Annotated in this window: 10 protein-coding genes and 1 pseudogene; 5 read left to right on the top strand and 6 right to left on the bottom strand. The window is 46.2% G+C overall.

The window, feature by feature from the left end; translation table 11 throughout:
• On the bottom strand, window positions 1–3,905 hold a 3,905-nt coding region (locus tag RIC07_RS10945; protein WP_446394546.1), incomplete at its 3' end, for an nSTAND1 domain-containing NTPase.
• A 173-nt stretch (window positions 3,906–4,078) separates the two neighbouring features.
• Between RIC07_RS10945 and RIC07_RS10940 the strand changes: the two genes are divergently transcribed.
• Window positions 4,079–5,215, top strand: coding sequence for a hypothetical protein (locus RIC07_RS10940; protein ID WP_446394545.1), 1,137 nt, complete (start codon window positions 4,079–4,081; stop codon window positions 5,213–5,215).
• 15 nt (window positions 5,216–5,230) lie between these two features.
• Here the strand turns inward: RIC07_RS10940 and RIC07_RS10935 are convergent, their stop codons facing one another.
• The 4 genes from RIC07_RS10935 to RIC07_RS10920 form a co-directional block, all read right to left on the bottom strand.
• On the bottom strand, window positions 5,231–6,604 hold the full coding sequence (locus RIC07_RS10935) for an ATP-binding protein (RefSeq protein WP_446394544.1): 1,374 nt from the start codon (window positions 6,602–6,604) through the stop codon (window positions 5,231–5,233).
• A gap of 613 nt (window positions 6,605–7,217) precedes the next feature.
• Complete coding sequence (locus tag RIC07_RS10930; protein WP_446394543.1) at window positions 7,218–8,747, bottom strand: YifB family Mg chelatase-like AAA ATPase; 1,530 nt, start codon at window positions 8,745–8,747, stop codon at window positions 7,218–7,220.
• Between the two features lie 400 nt (window positions 8,748–9,147).
• Window positions 9,148–11,181 (bottom strand): tetratricopeptide repeat protein, encoded by a 2,034-nt coding sequence (locus RIC07_RS10925; protein ID WP_446394542.1) that lies wholly within the window; start codon window positions 11,179–11,181, stop codon window positions 9,148–9,150.
• A gap of 386 nt (window positions 11,182–11,567) precedes the next feature.
• The gene (locus RIC07_RS10920; protein ID WP_446394541.1) at window positions 11,568–13,373 is read right to left on the bottom strand and encodes a tetratricopeptide repeat protein; all 1,806 of its coding nucleotides are present in this window, start codon (window positions 13,371–13,373) and stop codon (window positions 11,568–11,570) included.
• A gap of 296 nt (window positions 13,374–13,669) precedes the next feature.
• Between RIC07_RS10920 and RIC07_RS10915 the strand changes: the two genes are divergently transcribed.
• The 4 genes from RIC07_RS10915 (at window position 13,670) to RIC07_RS10900 (ending at window position 18,369) form a co-directional block, all read left to right on the top strand.
• On the top strand, window positions 13,670–13,936 hold the full coding sequence (locus RIC07_RS10915) for a PAAR domain-containing protein (RefSeq protein ID WP_446394540.1): 267 nt from the start codon (window positions 13,670–13,672) through the stop codon (window positions 13,934–13,936).
• A gap of 47 nt (window positions 13,937–13,983) precedes the next feature.
• Entirely contained in the window at window positions 13,984–14,658 is a 675-nt protein-coding gene (locus RIC07_RS10910; RefSeq protein WP_446394539.1) for a hypothetical protein, read from the top strand.
• Between the two features lie 491 nt (window positions 14,659–15,149).
• Window positions 15,150–17,015, top strand: coding sequence for a biosynthetic-type acetolactate synthase large subunit (gene ilvB / locus RIC07_RS10905; protein WP_446394538.1), 1,866 nt, complete (start codon window positions 15,150–15,152; stop codon window positions 17,013–17,015).
• A 484-nt stretch (window positions 17,016–17,499) separates the two neighbouring features.
• A complete protein-coding gene (locus tag RIC07_RS10900; RefSeq protein WP_446394537.1) occupies window positions 17,500–18,369 on the top strand; it encodes a DUF4388 domain-containing protein in 870 nt (289 codons plus the stop codon).
• A 98-nt stretch (window positions 18,370–18,467) separates the two neighbouring features.
• On the opposite strand, the pseudogene RIC07_RS10895 reads toward RIC07_RS10900, so the two are convergent.
• A pseudogene (locus RIC07_RS10895) lies at window positions 18,468–18,701 on the bottom strand (hypothetical protein); the annotation flags it as partial.

The following is an 18,701-nucleotide window of genomic DNA, read 5'->3' as shown; positions in this document are numbered from 1 at the left end:
GTTCCGTCATCCGAAGCGCTAGCAATTTGCTCTCCATCGGGGCTAAACGTGACACTATTAACCGAAAATTCATGACCGCGCAGGACGGCTAATTCGGCTCCCTTTTTATCCCACAACCTCACCGTTCCGTCTCTTGAAGCGCTAGCAATTTGCTCTCCATCGGGGCTAAACGTGACACTATTAACCGAAGATTCATGACCGCGCAGGACGGCTAATTCTTCTCCCTTTTTATCCCACAACCTCACGGTTCCGTCACCTGAAGCGCTAGCAATTTGCTCTCCATCGGGGCTAAACGTGACACTAATAACCCAATCTTCATGACCGCGCAAAACGGCTAATTCTTCTCCCTTTTTATCCCACAACCTCACCGTTCCGTCTCTTGAAGCGCTAGCAATTTGCTCTCCATCGGGGCTAAACGTGACACTAATAACCACAGATTCATGACCGCGCAAAACGGCTAATTCTTCTCCCTTATTAACCCACAACCTCACGGTTCCGTCACCAGAATCGCTAGCAATTTGCTCTCCATCCGGGCTAAACGTGACACTATAAACCGAAGATTCATGACCGCGCAGGACAGCTAATTCGGTTCCCTTTTTATCCCACAACCGCACCGTTCCGTCATCCGAAGCGCTAGCAATTTGCTCTCCATCGGGGCTAAACGTGACACTCCTAACCCAATCTTCATGACCGCGCAGTTGATTCCGTTCCCGAATTTGATCCAAAATCTGTTGTAGTGCGGAGAGCGGACTATAGGCGGGATACTGATTAATCGGTCGCTCTTTCACCAAGGCTTTTAATTCTTTTCCCGCTTCCATGGCGGTGAGTAATGCCGGAATTTGGGTATAGTTAAATTGCCGTAGGGCTATTGTGCCGCGCCGTTCAAGTTCCGTTCCTTTGAGGGCTTCTTCAGTTTGTTTATTCGCTGTTGCACCTGTCCAAGCTAAAGCAAATCCGGCGCTGATTACTGTCAATACTAATACCACTGAACCCACACGCACCCGCCGCGAAACTTTGCGATTTTCTGCGGCTAATTCCTGCTTGGTTTGCTCCGCTTGTTCCACCTCCACCATCACCCGTTCTCGTTCCCCTTGAACCAGGCTTAACTCTCCCCGCACCCGTTTAATACTCCGCTCTAACTGCTGACGCTGTTCCCGTTCCCGATTCAATTGGGCAATAATTTCTTGTATCTTTGGCTCTTGCTGCTGGCGAATAAAGGACACTAAATAATCATGAACCAACTGATAGCGGTCATCGGGGGTATCGGGAACAACAAAAACTAACCCCGATAACACTAAAATCTCTAAAATTAAATCCAACTGACTCGCCGCTACCGTGACAAAATCCTTTAACTCTTCCTCCAACTCCCCACGATTTTTCAGCAATCGCCGCTCTTTCTCATCGGTCAACAAATACAACAGCAATTCCGCTATTTGCTGATTCTCCTCCCCACAATCCTCCACCACTTCCGCCAGATAGCGCAGCACTAATTCTTCCTTTGTGCCAAACTGTTGATAATCTGCTAACGTTCTAATCCCCTCCGCTTGCAGTTGCGCCCCGACTACCTGTAACTCAATCGGGCGTACTTTCTTATAATCTCCAGCTAAATCCTTAACCAGTTGTTCAATTAACGCTGATTCCAATTTGAAATTAGACCGCTCGGTGAGTTGTACAATTAGGTTTTGGGCTTCCTCGGGTGTTAAGTTAGAAATTTTATAGAGAATATTCTTACTCAACAGGTCATAATTTGCCATTCCGGGTTGGTCTACTAAATAATGGAGGTAATCTCTGCGAATAGAAAAAATCACCGTCAGGGACAAAATGTCTAAACACTGACCTAAAAACTCAAAAAAATCAGTTTCAAATATTTTATTCTTGCAACCTTTGTCATCGGTAACAAAAAAGAATTCCTCAAACTGGTCAAAAATTAACACAATTCGCACCTGCTGGGTTTCACTCTGGCGCAAGGCGGCTAAAATTGCAGTTTTAGAATCAAGGGGTTGAATGATAGAAATATTTTGTGTTTCTAGCGCGGCGGTTAATTGCTGTCCTAATTCTCGTTCCCAATCGGTATAAACTTGGCTCAAAATTGGGATGATGCGTTGTCCACTGGCGGTAGTATGGTGTAGAGTTGGTATGAGTCCTGCATTGAATAAAGAACTTTTGCCTACGCCAGAATAACCGTAAATGACAATAACTTTATGATCAGAACGCTGCACTCGTTCGACTAATTCTCGCACATCTTTTTCCCAGCCTGAAGCGATAATTTCTGGGGCGATGAAACCTAACCCCCCAGCCCCCTTCCCTGCAAGGGAAGGGGGAGTATTCAAGAGGGAAGGGGGAGGATTTAGGACAGAATGTGGAGAATTCAGGACAAAATGTGAAGTATTCAAAGCCTCTCTCCTTGCAGGAGAGAGGTTTGGAGAGAGGTTTGCCCCAACAATCGATGGAACGCGACTGGCGCCAATAAACGCCCTTAATCCTAATTGGGTTTCAACGGTTTGCCGTTCCTGCTTAATTTTAAAGGCTTTCAGATAATCTTTTGTCTGCCAATAGAGATCATGTAAATCCGCTAAAATATCCAAATAAAGCCGAGGATTGGATAACGGTTGACTGATACCATGGGCAATTTCTAACTGTTCAATCGCGGCAGAACATTGACCTAAATTAACCTGCGATCGCGCTTTAATCCAATAACATCTCTGTTTTACCTCTATCTCTTCCCCAAGCGAAATTGCCTCAACCTGATTTAACGCCGCTTCCGCTAACTCCTTCGCGTCTTGCCAACGTTCTTTAGCCAACGCAACATCCGCCAAAAACGTATAATCCAACGCCAGTTTATCCTGTCGATTTTCCCCTTGGTCAAACGCCAACGCTTGTTCCGCCAACTCTTGTAATTGTTGCCAATCCTGGAACTCCCGCAAAACCTGACCAAACACACCAATCGAATCAGCAATTAAATCCGGACGTTTCGCCCGATTAAAAGCCGTTAACCCTTGCTGAAGATAATCTTTGACTTTTTGCCGAATTTGATTATAGTAATCACTGGATATTGTCGCAGGTTGAAGCGTATTAATTTGACTGTAATAACAATAAACCGTCTCTTTTAAAACAATGCCTTGATACTCTAAACGCTGTAATTCCTGCCAACGTACCAACGCTTGCTCATAATTAGTAATCGCCGCCTGAATATCTCCCTGTTGCTCTTGACAAACCCCCAATACTGTGAATAACGCCGCCGCTAATTCCGGTTCTAACCCCTTATCCTCTACCTGTAATTCCCCTTCAGCCGCCTCTAATTCCGCCCTAAGTTCAATGCACTCCGTCTCGGTTAAATTCAACCCATCCGCCAACCATTGATCGGCTTTATCTTTAATAAACGCCGCCAACTCCCCACGGCTAATCGTAAACTGGCTACTCACCCCCCAACTTTCCAAATTTCGGGCAAACTGCATCCATTGAGACTTAACCGAATCCGTCACCCAAACCACAACCGGAAACGGACAATGCTGACGAAACTCTTCCCGCACCAAATCCGCCCCCGCCAGCATCCTCTCCAGAGATAGCACCGACTCCAACCCCAAAACCATCAGCGCCCCCGGTTTATCCTGACTGTTCACAGGATCTGGAAAACCTCTCTCCTGCGAAGAGAGAGGCTTTGAAATTTCCCCCTGCAACTCCGTCTGAATTCGTTGATATAGCGCCGTATCATCAGGGTTCAGCGTAATCGTGCGAATGTTCAGAGGAGAAGAATCTTGGAGACATTGAATCAGACGCGATCGCACTCTGTCATAATTACATCGGGCAAAAATCAGCAAAAACTTACCCTGAAAGGCGTCCAGCGTCAACGCCAGTTCCTCAAGTTCCGTCTTATTCTCCGGTGTAATATCAGGTAGCTGCGACATAGTTTCGTCTCATTCGTTCGTAGTTGCGCTTGTAGTTGCGCTTGTAGTTGCGCTTTAGCGCCATCATCGCCTCAACACTTACCCTCAAATTCTAAGCAATATTATCCAACATCAGGGATTAAGCAGAGAGTGATCCGATAAATTGAACAAATACACTACCACTTTAAATTCAAATGACACGAAAGCCTCACGATCAATTTGCCAAGCAATACCTAGAGGAATTATTAGCCCCTCTAGGAAACGTCGAAACCAGTCGGGAAATATCCCCCGAAATCCGCCAAGTTGATGTTTGGTTTGTACCAACACCATCACCAGCCACAGCACCCGAAAACCTCGGATTACTGGGACGAATGGCAACAACCGCCTGTCTATTAGAACCCTTCCGCAATCCACCCAGCCCCGCCGAGGTACTCGACTGCCAAAGCAAATTAAACTCAGTGCGTAGTGAAATGCGGCGAAAAGCCAGACGAGAACGGACTTCATTTCCCGACACCGATTGGCCCCACCTGTGGATTCTCTCACCCTCTTGTTCCACAAGATTATTAAACGGATTTGGTGCAAGACTGAAGCAGTCAGGAAACTGGGGAGACGGTGTATATTTTATGCCAGAGTTCCTGAAAACAGGATTAATCGCCATCAACCAACTGCCCGTCACTGAAGATACACTATGGTTAAGGGTTTTGGGAAAACGCGGAACTCAGAAGCAAGCGATCGATGAATTGGTTGCTTTACCCCAACAGAACCCCTATCGGCAGACAATTTTACAGATTCTGGCAAACTGGCGTATCACGATCAACGAAAGCAACAATTTAAGTGAACAGGACAGGGAATTGCTCATGAACTTATCACCAGCTTACTTAAAATGGCAAGAAGAAACCTTAGAACAAGGCAAGCGAGAGGGGATACAAGAAGGCAAACTTGAAGGCAGACTTGAAGGCAGACTTGAAGGACAACGCCAAATGGCGGAAAACTTTCTCCGAGTGCGATTTGGGGAACTTGACCCAGACTTAGTGAGTGCGATCGCGCCCATGTTACAGTTACCCCCTCAGGAGTTGACTCGGCTGTTATTTAACCTTGAACGAGAGGAACTCTTACTGTGGTTTGGCGATATGCCAATGCGAGACGAAACCTCAAGACAAGAAGCTGTAGAACGGTTTCTGAGAGTACGATTTGGAGAACTTGACCCCGAATTAGCCAGTGCGATCGCATCAATGTTACAATTACCTTCCCAAGAATTAACTCCCCTACTAACTACCCTTTCCCGTGAGCAATTGTTAGAACGATTTGCCCCAAATACAAATGACGAATGACAAAGGACAAATGACTCATCCCCTTAACTCCTTAGCCTCTGCCAAAACCGGATTAATATCAAACCAAGACTCGCCGCGATCGCGATATTCAAACACCAACCGACTGTAAATTAATTTCTGATACCCATCATCCCCACTAACCTTCTTCCGTTCCCGGACTTTCCGCAATAACGCCCATTCGTGATCATCAATGGTAAGCGTCATTTCATTACGACGACTACGAATCAAACCCTCCAACGTTTCACGAGTCAACCGCCCTTGTTTGAGATCCTTCTTCAACCACTGGATCAACAGTTGCAATAAATCCCGCACATGACCGCCACTGACGCGACACAAGCGGTCTAAACTCTCCGGATGATCAAAAATGTCATTCACCCGACTTAACCGCCCTTGTTCGTCCAAATCCGGCAACGCCCGCGCCAATACCATCTGTCGCAGCAATCTCATCCCCTCCTCACAGTCACTCCCATCCACCTGCTGCACCTGTACCATGGGCAAAACTTTGGGTTCTTCCTTGTATCGCTGGGTTAACCGCGCATAGGTATCAGCAAACTTTAACGCCAAGGGCATGGTATAAACGACATGGCAATTAAACTTTTGCAAATATTCCGCCTGATCAATAAAAATATATTCCTGTTGCGATCGCCCCCAACCTTTGGTTTGACCCTCAATCCGATCCAAGTTATCGACAATCACAACTAATCCCTTTTTTCCCTGCTGTTGCAACTGCGCGATCGCAGGTTCAATCAATTCCTGATTAATCGCCGCTAATAACTCGGCTTTCTTGGGTCCCAAAAACTGATTCAGGCGTTCTCGCAATCCCGAATCCGCTCGTGCCTTAGCGGTAATCTTACCAATCCCGAACGCCAAAGACAACGCCCCTTTGTCATTCGCCTTCATCTTCACATCAGGAACCCCTGGCATTTTCGGCAAACCCAACTCCACCTCCGATAAATCATACTCCGTCTGCAACAGTTCCGCCGTCCGTTTCAGCAACCGCTTCAATCCCTGGGGTTCCGCGATCGCAAGATCTTCCAGACTCTGACTAATCCGCCGTGCGATCGCCAGTAACACATCCGCAATATCCACATCTGCCATTTCCAAGTCATCACTCGACTCAAAATAAACAACATGGAACCCCTCCGCCTCCAATTCCGCCTTTAGCCGCAGTAACTCCGTGGATTTGCCACAACCGATATGTCCAGTAAACAAATCACAACTTGGCTGATTGGCATAGAATATGGTAATATTTTCCTTCAACTCCTCAATAATCGTCCCGCCCCGGACAGGAGAAAAGTCGATATAGTATTTGCGATCGTCAGGATCAGCGATATTAATCGTATGACCGGGATTTGTCGCCTTAAAAAATGTCAGTAAATCTACACTCATACTATTTTAGATTTAGCTGTAACCTTGTCCCTAGCCCAAAGATTGAGCTAAGGATACTTTATTTTACTCGTTATCAAGATTGAGTCATACCAAAAATGCGACTGAAATTATATCACCCTAATTTGATGATAATAATTGGGTTCGTACATTGTAGGGGCGCACCGACGTGCGCCCTTTGCCGACGTGCGCCCTTTGCCAACGTGCGCCATCAACCTACACTTTTGCTGATAGATGATACCTTGGGGAAGGGCGGGTTTTTCAATATCTAGGTTTATTTCTATCCGATAACAGTAAAACCCGCCCCTACAAACCAACTTTCAATTCTCCTCTTAATCTGGCACGTAATTATTCTTTAGCAAGCATCGGTTATCGAGAAAAGTGATAGTTGTTCAAATTTATATTTTTCAAGTTTGACAACCTTATTTTCTAAGATACAGTCCATCACCCACCCAGCCATAACCGGAAGTTAGTCGCACTGATTACACTGAGGTGTTAGTTCTCTATGGGGAGAAGATGATTAGATCGCTGGGGAAATTATTTAGTTTTCCGGGTCAATCTGTGTCATTCTCTATTGAGTCTTCTGGTAAGTGTAATTCAATCTGTGTAATCTGTGTTACTGCATACGATCAATAGTACGATATTGGATCGCTTCAGCAATGTGTGCTGTTTTCAACGTTTCAGCCCCCGATAAATCCGCAATTGTGCGGGCAACTTTGAGGATGCGATCGCTTGCCCGGGCAGATAGTCCAAGTTTGCGAATTGCCCCTTCTAAAAGATTGCGACTACTATCCTCTAAATGACACCATTGTCTCAAATGACCACTTTGCATCTGGGCATTGCAGCGCAGTGTGGGTTCTGAGTTGAAGCGATGACGGGCGCGATCGCGGGCTACTTTGACTCTCTCCCTTACGGCTTCTGACGCTTCGCTTTGGGGTTGTCGAGTAATCTCTTCGGGTTTAAGGCGATTCACCGCAACTTGTAAGTCAATTCGATCCATCAACGGACCCGAAAGTTTTGCCCAATAGTTCTCCCGTTGTCGCGCTGAACAGGTGCAGGGTTGCAGGGTATCACCAAAGTAACCACAGGGACAGGGATTGGTACTAGCAACTAACGTAAATTGTGCCGGAAACAAAACGGATTGTCGAGTGCGAGAAATGGTCACATAACCATCTTCTAAAGGTTGACGCAAAAATTCCAATACATTGCGCTTAAATTCGGTTAACTCATCCAGAAATAATACTCCTCGGTGCGCCAAGGAAATTTCGCCGGGACGAGGAAAACTCCCTCCTCCAACTAATGATGGACCTGATGCGGAATGGTGGGGACTGCGAAAGGGGCGATGTCTGATTAATCGACCTTTATCTTTGAGTAATCCGGCTACAGAATAAATTTGGGTAACTTCCAGGGCTTCTTCAAAACTTAAGGGCGGTAAAATTCCCGGTAATCGTCGCGCCAGCATGGTTTTACCGCTTCCCGGTGGACCGACGAAAATTAAATTATGACCTCCTGCGGCGGCTATTTCTAACGCCCGACGCGCATGGGATTGACCTTTGACTTCGTTTAAGTTTCCGCCTGTAAACTGGGAGGGGGATGATTGGGGTAATTCATCCATGGTTACCGGAGAATAGCGTTCCGGTTGATTCAAAAAATCTGCTACCTCAGCCAGATGCTGGAATCCATACACGTCTAATCCACGCACCACGGCGGCTTCTTGGGCATTATCGGCGGGTACAACTAACCCCGAAATCCCCAAACTTTGGGCGGCGGCGGCGATGGGTAAGACTCCCGCAATGGGGCGTAAATTGCCATCAAGGGAGACTTCGCCCAAAAATAGATAATCGCCTAATAATTCAGGATTAACTTGCTGCGAGGCGGCGAGAATCCCCACACTAATGGGTAAATCAAAGCTGGGTCCCTCTTTGCGTAAGTCGGCGGGGGTGAGATTAATCACAATTTTCCGCATCGGGAAGACAAACCCGGCATTTTTTAACGCCGCCCTCACCCGTTCTCGCGATTCTTGGACGGCGGTATCGGGTAATCCCACGACAACAATTCCGGGTAATCCGCCTGACACATCGACTTCCACACCGACTTTCACCGCATCGATGCCAACTAGCGAAGCACTCCAAACCCTGGCAAGCATATCTGTTGATCCTGAGTTTCATTGGCAATTATAGGACGTGCGATCGCAGCTATCAATACAGACAGGGTTCTCGTGCGATCGCGCATTTGTAGGGGCGGGTTTTACTACCAACTGATGTTACTCACCATTTACTTCTCTAAACCCGCCCCGATCCCGTCCAGAAGGAGTAGATTTAGGGTCTGCTGAATAAGTCTTGCGGTGGGGAGAGGGAATAGGGAATAGGCAATGGGCAATGGTTTCAACATCTCGACTGCGTTCGATGTTGACCCTGAATTTCGACAGGCTCAATTGCCGCGAAGCCGAAGGGTCAACCCTCTGTTAAGGTAAAATTCGGCTGACAAATGACAAATGACAAATGACGAATGACGAATGACAAATGACAAATGACAAATGACGATCCTCAATTCCATAGCTTGGACATTAAGTACTTGGCTTGTTCATACCGTCCTTGAGACTTGTAAAGGGCTGCCAAATTATTTAAACTGAGCGCGACATCGGGATGATCTTCTCCCCATAACCGTTTACCGAGTTCCAAAACTTTGAGATAGAGGGGTTCGGCTTGCTCGTAGCGCCCTTGATAATGATAGAGTAATGCCAAATTATTCATACTGGAGACTACATCGGGATGGATATCCCCCAATAGACGTTTTCTCAAATGTAAGGCTTGCAGATAGAAGGGTTCGGCTTTGTCATAGTGTCCCTGATAATGATAGAGTAAAGCTAAATTGTTCAGACTCGTTGCCACATCAGGATGGTTCTCTCCCAACAAGCGTTTGCGAATATTTAAAGCTTCCAAATAAAACGATTCGGTTTTGTTATTGGGTCCTTTAGAGAAATAAAGTCCTGCCAAATTATTCAAGCTTTGTGCGACATCGGGATGGTTGTTTCCTAATAAGCTTTTTCTGATGTCTAACGCTTGGAGATAGAGGGGTTCAGCTTTCTCATAGCGTCCTTGAGAGAAGTAGAGGGCGGCTAGGTTGTTGAGGTTCGTGGCGACATCGGGATGGTTGTCTCCCAATAAGCGTTTTTGCAAGTCCAAGGCTTGCAGATAAAGGGGTTCAGCATCCTCATAGCGTCCTTGGGACTTATAAAGGGCGGCGAGATTGTTCAGGGTGGTGGCTACATCCGGATGATCCTCGCCCAGCAAGCGTTTTTCGATGTCTAATGCCTGCAGATAAAGGGGTTCGGCGTCTTCGTAGCGTCTTTGATAATGATAGAGTAATCCGAGATTGCTAAGGCTGGTTGTCACGTCTAGATGATCATCGCCTAAGTGACGTTTCCTCAAGTCCAAAGCTTGCAGATAAAGGGGTTCGGCGTCCTCATAGCGTCCTTGACAAAAATAGAGGGTGGCTAAATCGTTGAGACTATGAGCGAGATCTGGATGATCATCTCCCAGTAAGCGTTTCCTCAAATCCAAGGCTTGCAGATAAAGGGGTTCGGCTTGGGTGTACTGTCCTTGAGCCTGGTAAAGTTTTGCCAAGTTGTTGAGGCTGGTGGCGACATCAGGATGAGCATCGCCCAACAAGCGTTTTCTGAGTTCTAAGGCTTCTAAATAAAGGGGTTCAGCTTCCCGGTAGCGTCCTTGCAGTCGGTAGAGTTCGGCTAAATTATTCACCGTTTCGGCTAAGTTTGTTTCTAGTCCAAGTGCTTTTTGTCGGTCAATGGCTTGACTCAAATACTCAACGGCTAAGGCTTGTTCTTGAGGATAATCCAGAGATTCGCCCTGTTCTAAGCGTCGTTGATAAAGTTGTCCGACTTGAGCATATAAGGTTGCCAAATTCGGATCGTTGACGCCGCGTTTGGCTTTGGTGTACTCGATCAAGGCGTTGAGATCGGCAACCGGAAAGACGGATACGTTTTGATCCCAAGCGTCGCTTGCTTCGATAAGATGGCGGAATGGCTCAATGTTTTGAATGGGAATAGCGGCTGTTTTTTGGGAGTGGAAGCGAAAGACAGCTTGACACCAATTTTGGAACTCTGGGGCGTTTTGACTTAGCTGACTCTCTAGTTGGTGAGTTAGCCACAGGACAACTGGACAAGCCAAGGCGGATAAGGCGTCTTGGGTTTCTGGTAAAGAGGCGAAAAAAATTTCCTGTTCTGAATGCTGGGCGTCGAATTTGAGCCAGAGAAGTTGTTCAGCACCCGTTATGGTGACAACGGCGTTTCCCCCCTGAGGTAAATCGTCATCGGTTTGGACAAGTTCCGTAATGGCGTGGCTCAGGTTCGGGTCATCCTTAACCAAGGTAACACGATGCGATCGCATAGAGGTGGCGAGTTCGGTTTCATAGCGTTCAATCAGTTGGTTGCGGTAATGGATATCATCACAAACCGCTAGGATTACACTCAACTTACCTTGACTGGCTTGAATCGCTGTCAGTAAATCGCCATACGTTTTTTCATTATCAACCGTCGGGTCAGACAACTCCGTCATCATGAAATTAACCTCCAATCTTGTAATCGCTCTTGAACGATTTGGTGAACCTCATCGGTTTTGACGATTGCCATACTCTAGAACATTAAGACTATACAGCTCATGCCCAAATTCCAGTGTTTTGGGTTCATCCGGTTACAGTCAGAGTTAGTTGTGTTTAAGAGTTTATAGTCGAGTTCACCTAAAAAAAATGACAAAGTTATTGTGAATCGCGTTAATCCGAATCAATCCTAAGCACATTCGACAAGAGTGATCCCTGATTCGGAGCGTTTGGTAGCAACACCCACTCCTATAGGGTACATTCTCTTTAGCTGTCTGTCGATTTCGTTTTTCCCCCTTATCTCCCTTATCTCCCTTATCTCCCCTATCTTCCCCATCTCCCCTAAAAATTATCCCATCGCCGCACGCAGATCATCGAGATTTTTCCGAATTGTTGCTGTAGTCGGATGATTAGCGCCGAGTCGTTCTTCACAAATCATCAACGCTTGGACATACAGGGGTTCGGCTAATTCATATTCTCCTTGAGATGAATAAAGTCCTGCCAAATTATTCAGATTTTGTGCCACATCCGGATGATCTTCCCCTAGCCAGCGTTTTCCTAACTCCCAAGCTTGGGAATAGAAGTCTTTGGCTTTGTCGTGACGTCCTTGAAAGAAGTAAAGTATGGCTAAATTATTCAGATTTTGGGCTACATCGGGATGTTCATCTCCCAGTAAGCGTTTCCGCAACTCTAAGGCTTGCAGATAGAGAGGTTCGGCTTCATCGTAGCGTCCCTGCGTGGAATAAAGTTCGGCGAGATTTTTATAGAGTGCGGCTAAGTTATTCAGGCTGGTTAACACATCGGGATGCTCCTCTCCTAATAATTGCCTACCCACATCCAACACCTCCACATAAAGAGGTTCGGCTTGCTCGTAGCGTCCTTGATAATGGTAGAGCAATGCTAAGTTATTTAAGCTGGTCACTACATCAGGATGGTTCGCGCCGAATAACCGTTTCCTTAAGTCCAACGCTTGGCGATAGAGGGGTTCAGCTTCCTCGTAGTGTCCTTGGGAGTGGTGGAGTAATGCTAAATTATTCAGATTCGTGGCGATATCCGGATGAGTATCGCCCAATAAACGTTGCCAGATTTCCAACGCTTGGCGATAGAGCGGTTCGGCTTCACCCTGGCGCCCTTGAGAGAAGTAGAGTCCGGCTAAGTTGTTGAGGCTTTGTGCCACATCGGGATGATTATCACCGAATAAGCGTTTCCTGATTTCCCAGGCTTGCAGATAGAGGGGTTCGGCTTCCTCGTAGCGTTCTTGGAAGAAATAGAGTGCAGCTAGATTGTTCATATTAGTCGCCACATCGGGATGCTCATCTCCCAGCAGACGTCTCATCACTTCCAAGGCTTGCAGATAGAGGGGTTCGGCTTGGGTGTAGTGTCCTTGGGTTCTGTAGAGTTCTGCTAAATTATTCAAGCTAGTGGCGACATCGGGATGGTTCCTTCCCAGTAAGCGTTTCCTCAGTTCCAAGGCTTGCAGATAAAGCGGTTTGGCTTGGTCATAGCGTCCCAGCAAGAAGTAAAGTAAGGCGAGGTTGTTAAGACTGGTGGCAACATCAGGATGGTTCTCTCCTAAACTGCGTTTCCTTAACTCCAAGGCTTGCAGATAAAGAGATTCGGCTTCCTCGTAGCGTCCTTGGAAGAAGTAGAGGGCGGCGAGATCATTGAGGCTAATGGCGATATCAGGATGGTTCTCTCCTAAGTTACGTTGCCTCAGTTCTAAGGCTTGCAGATAAAGCGGTTCGGCTTGGGGATACTGTCCCTGAGAGTGATAGAGTCGTGCTAGGTTGTTGAGGCTGGTGGCGATATCAGGATGGTTCTCTCCTAAGTTACGTTTCCTTATGTCTAAGGCTTGCAAATAAAGCGGTTCGGCTTGGTCGTAGCGTCCTTGGGTTCTGTAGAGTTCCGCCAGATGATTAAGCGTTGTCGCTAAGTCAGTGTCTAACCCCAATCGTCGTTGCAGGTCAACCGCTTTATGGAAATATTCAATGGCGAGGGCAAGTTCGTGCTGGTAATCCTCAAATTCTCCATTTTCCAGTCGGCTTTGATAGAGTTGTCCGAGTTGAGCATACAAGTTCGCCAGACTTGGGTCTTGGCTTCCCCCTTTTGCTTCAGTTTGTTGAATTAAGGCTTTGAGGTCTGCTAATGGTATCACCTGGTTTGCCCCCTGATGCCAGTATTTATCCTTCCTGTACTATAGCAATCCTTTTTGGTTGAGGTTAGGGCAGGGGATGAAAAACTGGTAAATTTATCGGGATGGGTGTCACTCTACTTTTTTTTTACCCTGATGTAACTCAATTCACCCCGACTCAAAACGATAGCAAGGCAATCGGGAAGCGTTATGGATTGTCAACCAACTTATGTTTATTGAAAAGAAACTTTAAAGCGATTTCACGATTACAATAACAGAAGTAAGCTGGCTTGAATCAACTTACCTCCAGGTGAGAGATTATGAGTAAACCCGCAGCTAGAATTACTGACTTTGTTGTCCATCCTCTGCCACCACTCCTAACTGGAGGACTGGGTAGTCCCGATGTTCTGATTGGTGGATTACCCGCTTGGCGAGGTGTCCCTGCTGCTGTAGCTATGGCTCTACAATCGGCTAAAACAGCTTCTGATACAGCGATAAAGACAGCAGAGACCGCGACTTTAGCCGCAGCCGGAACCCCAGGTGCGCCTGTAGCTAAGGCGGCTGAGGAGACGACTAAATCGACATAACACAGATAATTATCTCAACATCCAACAACAAGAACCACAGGTCAATATTGTTATATCTCCTACTAATCGGAAATAAAGATGAAAAAAAAATACTTAAACGAATCGGATATTTATTTGCCACTTTATTGCTGAGTATTTTTGTCGTATTTTCCTTAGATTATCAACCGAAAATACCCCTAAAAAGCTTATTGGTCAATGCTCCATTATTTCCCACACAATGGAATAACAAATTTAATGGAGTTGTAACTGTCCAATGGATGCTCACAAGAGATACTTTTTCTAGCCAGCAGGGAGCTGGATTTGCCTCAACTGCAAACTTGGGGCGAACATGGAATAATGGGGACAGTCAATCAACACCTCAGATCATACAGCAAATCTTCAAATACCGTCATTCGATTGTCGCGACAATTGGATACTTTGTCTCCAAACCAGAAATTATCTATAGTCATAAGTGGCCCAACTTTACGTTTAAAGGTAATTATCAACACCGATATCCTTCTAATTGGAACTATAAAAGCACTAGGGCTGATCAAGAACATATTGTTTGTGCCATGGGTCATCTAGATAGTTGTCAACTATGGTTTTATTGGACTCGTTACGGACAGTATATTCTAGAAGTGAGATTCTTTGCTCCCAACGAAGGCATGGATTCAGACACATTTGCAAAAATTACTGAACAAATAGATACCTACATCACCAATCAATTCAAATCAGCGCGATGAAATGAGTGGATTCTGTCGGAGAATGGGTAATAGCGGTTAGGACGCATTATTTGGTAGAGACGTTGCCTGCAACGTCTCTACCAGAGTTCGGAAAGTCATAATCGATGTGTCTACTGCTATAATTTTGTTGGGTTTCCTTCGTCAACCCAACCTACAATCGATCCCCACAAGCACATTTAGTTAAAACATAAGAGGTGACTCCATTTGCCGGGGAAAAACGCCAGGGTAAGTTGTGAGTTTTATCACCCATCTATTAGGGATAATTTAAGCTCTATAACCCAAGCCAAACTTATTAAACTTAAAAAAATATAAAATTTTCTTCTAATTCGGTTATTTCATGAAAAATTAAATATCGTCTTGCCAAGCAAGCTCAATCATTAGGTTAACCTCTAAGCTGTATCCAAATTAGCAAACCGCTTACCCAGATTTGGGTTAGTACTCATTAGTAACGTTCCTCATGTAATTGTTGGACTTAAGTGGAGGCACTAGCTGTGCAATCTGAAACTGTGAGAGTCAGGCGTGTATCCGGCGCTTTTGCCCTGATTGATAGTTTAAAGCGCCATGGTGTGAAGCACATTTTCGGTTATCCGGGCGGTGCGAATCTACCGATTTACGATGAAATCTACCAAGCGGAATCCGCTGGCGAACTCCAACATATTCTGGTGCGACACGAACAAGGGGCTGCCCATGCTGCTGACGGGTATGCCCGGGCGACGGGTAAAGTGGGCATCTGTTTGGCAACCTCCGGACCGGGAGCCACGAATTTGGTCACGGGTTTAGCTACGGCGAGTTTGGACTCTGTGCCAATGATTGCGATTACGGGACAAGTTCCCCGTGGAGCAATCGGTACGGATGGATTCCAAGAAATTGATATTTTCGGCATTACGCTGCCAATTGTCAAGCATTCCTATTTAGTGAATGATGCTCGCGATATTCCTAAGATTGTGGCGGAGGCGTTTCACATTGCGAGTACGGGTAGACCGGGACCGGTGTTGATTGATATTCCCAAAGATGTGGGAATGGAGCAATTTGATTACTTTCCCGTGGAACCGGGTACGATCAAGCTACCGGGATACCGTCCCACGGTGAAAGGGAATTCTAACCAAATTAACAAAGCACTAGATTTGATCCGGGCAGCAAAGAAACCGTTACTCTATGTAGGTGGCGGTGCGATCGCGGCAAGTGCTCAGGCAGAACTTCTGGAACTGGCGGAGCATTTCCAGATTCCGGTAACGACGACGCTGATGGGTAAGGGGGCATTTGATGAGTCCCATCCCCTGGCTTTGGGAATGTTAGGGATGCACGGCACGGCGTATGCTAACTTTGCCGTGAGTGAATGTGACCTGTTAATCGCCTTGGGTGCCCGCTTTGATGACCGGGTGGCGAGTTTGCCGAAACAGTTTGCGGCTGAGGCGAAGGTAATTCACATTGATATTGATCCGGCGGAAGTGGGGAAAAATCGGAACACTGATGTACCCATTGTTGGGGACGTGCGTCAGGTGTTAATTGACCTGTTGCGGCGTTCTGATCAAGTCGGGAATGGTATCGATCCAGATCAGACGAAAGCGTGGTGCGATCGCCTACAACAGTGGCGGGATGAGTATCCTTTAGATTTGCCCCATCCCCAGGAGAATCTTTCGCCCCAAGAAGTGATTGTGGAAGTTGCTCGTCAATCCCCCCACGCTTATTACACCACTGATGTCGGTCAACACCAAATGTGGGCGGCTCAATTCCTGAAAAATAAGCCCCGTCACTGGATTTCGAGTGGCGGTTTAGGGACAATGGGATTTGGTTTGCCTGCGGCTGTGGGAGTCAAAATGGCTCTACCCTCCGAACCCGTGATTTGTATCAGCGGTGATGGTAGCTTCCAGATGAATATGCAGGAACTGGGTACGATCGCGCAGTACGGCATTGGCGTCAAGATTGTCATCCTTAACAATGGTTGGCTGGGAATGGTACGCCAATGGCAGCATTTGTTCTATGGCGATCGCTATGAAGCGACGAATCTGGAAGTCGGTACCCCAGAGTTTGTGAATCTGGCTCAGGTGTATGGGATTAATGCCATTAAGGTAACTGAACGTCATGCATTACCCGATGCGATCGCTCAAATGCTTGCCCATGACGGTCCAGTGCTTTTAGATGTGCGCGTTACCCGCAATGAGGACTGTTATCCCATGGTGGCTCCTGGTCATACCAATAGTGACATGATGGGGTTGCACCCTCATAATCCAGAGCCGATTTCACCCACTATCCTGACGTGTTCTAACTGTGGAACCGAAAATCCAGCGACTCATAAATGTTGTTGTGAATGTGGCACGAAACTGTTGGATATGCCATCGACAGTGGCTCTGAGCTAATCGAACATGCGGTCGGGAATGTAGGAGAATAGAGTATGTTCCGCTGAAACGCTTGGGAAGATGAAATGAGGCAGGAGAATTCTCGACTCTGCCTTGTTTCTTTCATCGTCCTCATTCCAGCTAAGGATAGACCGACTATTTAACATCTCGACTTCGCTCAGGGTCAACACCTTTAATATTGTCTGCCTTCAGTAGGATGTTAAATAAACTTTAACCGAGAAAGAATCGTCTTAGGTACAAATGGATGACAGCAAAACATGAGAATGGTTATGAGGCGCAACTTTTCGAGTTGTAATTTAATAAAGATTCTCCTTTCTTAACACAACTTAGTAAAAAGCAATTGTATGAAACTTTCATCAGGGATTAAACTAAGAGTAGCAAAAACTACAGATTTTTTTCGGGATCAAGCTAAACAGGCTGACTTTGAAGGCGTTACCCTACTCTTTGCATCCTCAATAACAAAACTAATATCAACGTAAGAACAATGTGTATTACAGGCTCACTCACTGACTTTTCATTACCCGAAATTTTTCGGCTCCTTGGTAAAGGGCATCATACGGGTTTACTCACTGTGAATACTGATGTTTCTACTCCTGTCACCCCCAATGGCGTTTGCTATGTTTGGGTCTATCGCGGTCGAATTGTGGCAGTTGATTCTCAGTTAAAGCATCTAGGATTAATCAAGTTAATTGCTCAACGCCAGTGGATGGATAGAAGTCAGTTAACTCAATTGAGTGAGTCATTGCCTCAGGAGCAACCCTTGGGTACATACCTGCAAAAACATGGGTTGTTAACCCTTCAACAAATCAAATGGTTATTCCAAGTCCAAGTGTTACAACCCACCTGTACCTTGTTTCAACTCAAAACAGGTCATTTTAAGTTCAGCCATGAAGTTAAACTCCCCATGTTAGGAATGACGGGTTTGAGTTTAAATACCCTAGGTGCTAATTTACTAGGATTACGTTCTTTGCGTAACTGGGATGTCCTAAGCGATAAACTACCTGATGTTAATGCTGGGTTGCTCAGTGTTACAGGACACCCTCGTTATCCCCTCAACGCCTTAGAATCTCAAGTCTGGGAGTATACCAGCGGCACTGTGTCCTTGAGGGAAATTGCTAAACAACTCAGACTTTCGGTAAAAACGGTACAGCAGATTGCTTTTCGATTAATGACAGTCGGATTGGTCGAAGAAATTCCCTTAGTGATTCATACTGCCTGTCCTCAATCTGTGGACGCGATCGCGACACCACTCCATCCAGAAGCGACCGATCAGCCAGTCAGCCACTCATTTTTGCACAATCTAATGGGTTTCTTAGCAGATAAGTCCAAGCACCTGCCGTTACGGGCGGCTTAGTTCGGGAAAGGATCAGAAACACTAGATGTAGACAGGCAGCCGTTTACAGCAACGTGGAATGCAATAATGTATTTTAATCAGGACTAAACTGCTATATATCAAATTACTACCGATTCTAATAAACGAATTGTGCCTCGCTCCGCATCAATTTCTACCATTCCACCGATAGGGACAGTGAACTTATCCTGAATTTGACATCCTCCCTCGCCGGAGACGAGGGATTCCCAAACCTCACGATTTGAGTTTCTGCTTCCTACCCCTGAGACTACGCGGTAGCTGAGCCTGTCGAAGCTCAGGGGTTTTTCGCAACTGCCCTTTGGACTTATATCCAT

This window comes from Coleofasciculus sp. E1-EBD-02 (genome assembly GCF_040218245.1).
Lineage (GTDB): Bacteria > Cyanobacteriota > Cyanobacteriia > Cyanobacteriales > Coleofasciculaceae > Coleofasciculus.
Note: the sequence above shows the minus strand (reverse complement) of the source record. Positions and strands in the feature narration are given on the sequence as shown.

Coding starts and splice junctions, on each gene's coding strand:
- RIC07_RS10940 (WP_446394545.1), top strand. CDS start 4,079: ATGACACGAAAGCCTCACGATCAATTTGCCAAGCAATACCTAGAGGAA.
- RIC07_RS10935 (WP_446394544.1), bottom strand. CDS start 6,604: ATGAGTGTAGATTTACTGACATTTTTTAAGGCGACAAATCCCGGTCAT.
- RIC07_RS10925 (WP_446394542.1), bottom strand. CDS start 11,181: ATGATGACGGAGTTGTCTGACCCGACGGTTGATAATGAAAAAACGTAT.
- RIC07_RS10915 (WP_446394540.1), top strand. CDS start 13,670: ATGAGTAAACCCGCAGCTAGAATTACTGACTTTGTTGTCCATCCTCTG.
- RIC07_RS10930 (WP_446394543.1), bottom strand. CDS start 8,747: ATGCTTGCCAGGGTTTGGAGTGCTTCGCTAGTTGGCATCGATGCGGTG.
- RIC07_RS10900 (WP_446394537.1), top strand. CDS start 17,500: ATGTGTATTACAGGCTCACTCACTGACTTTTCATTACCCGAAATTTTT.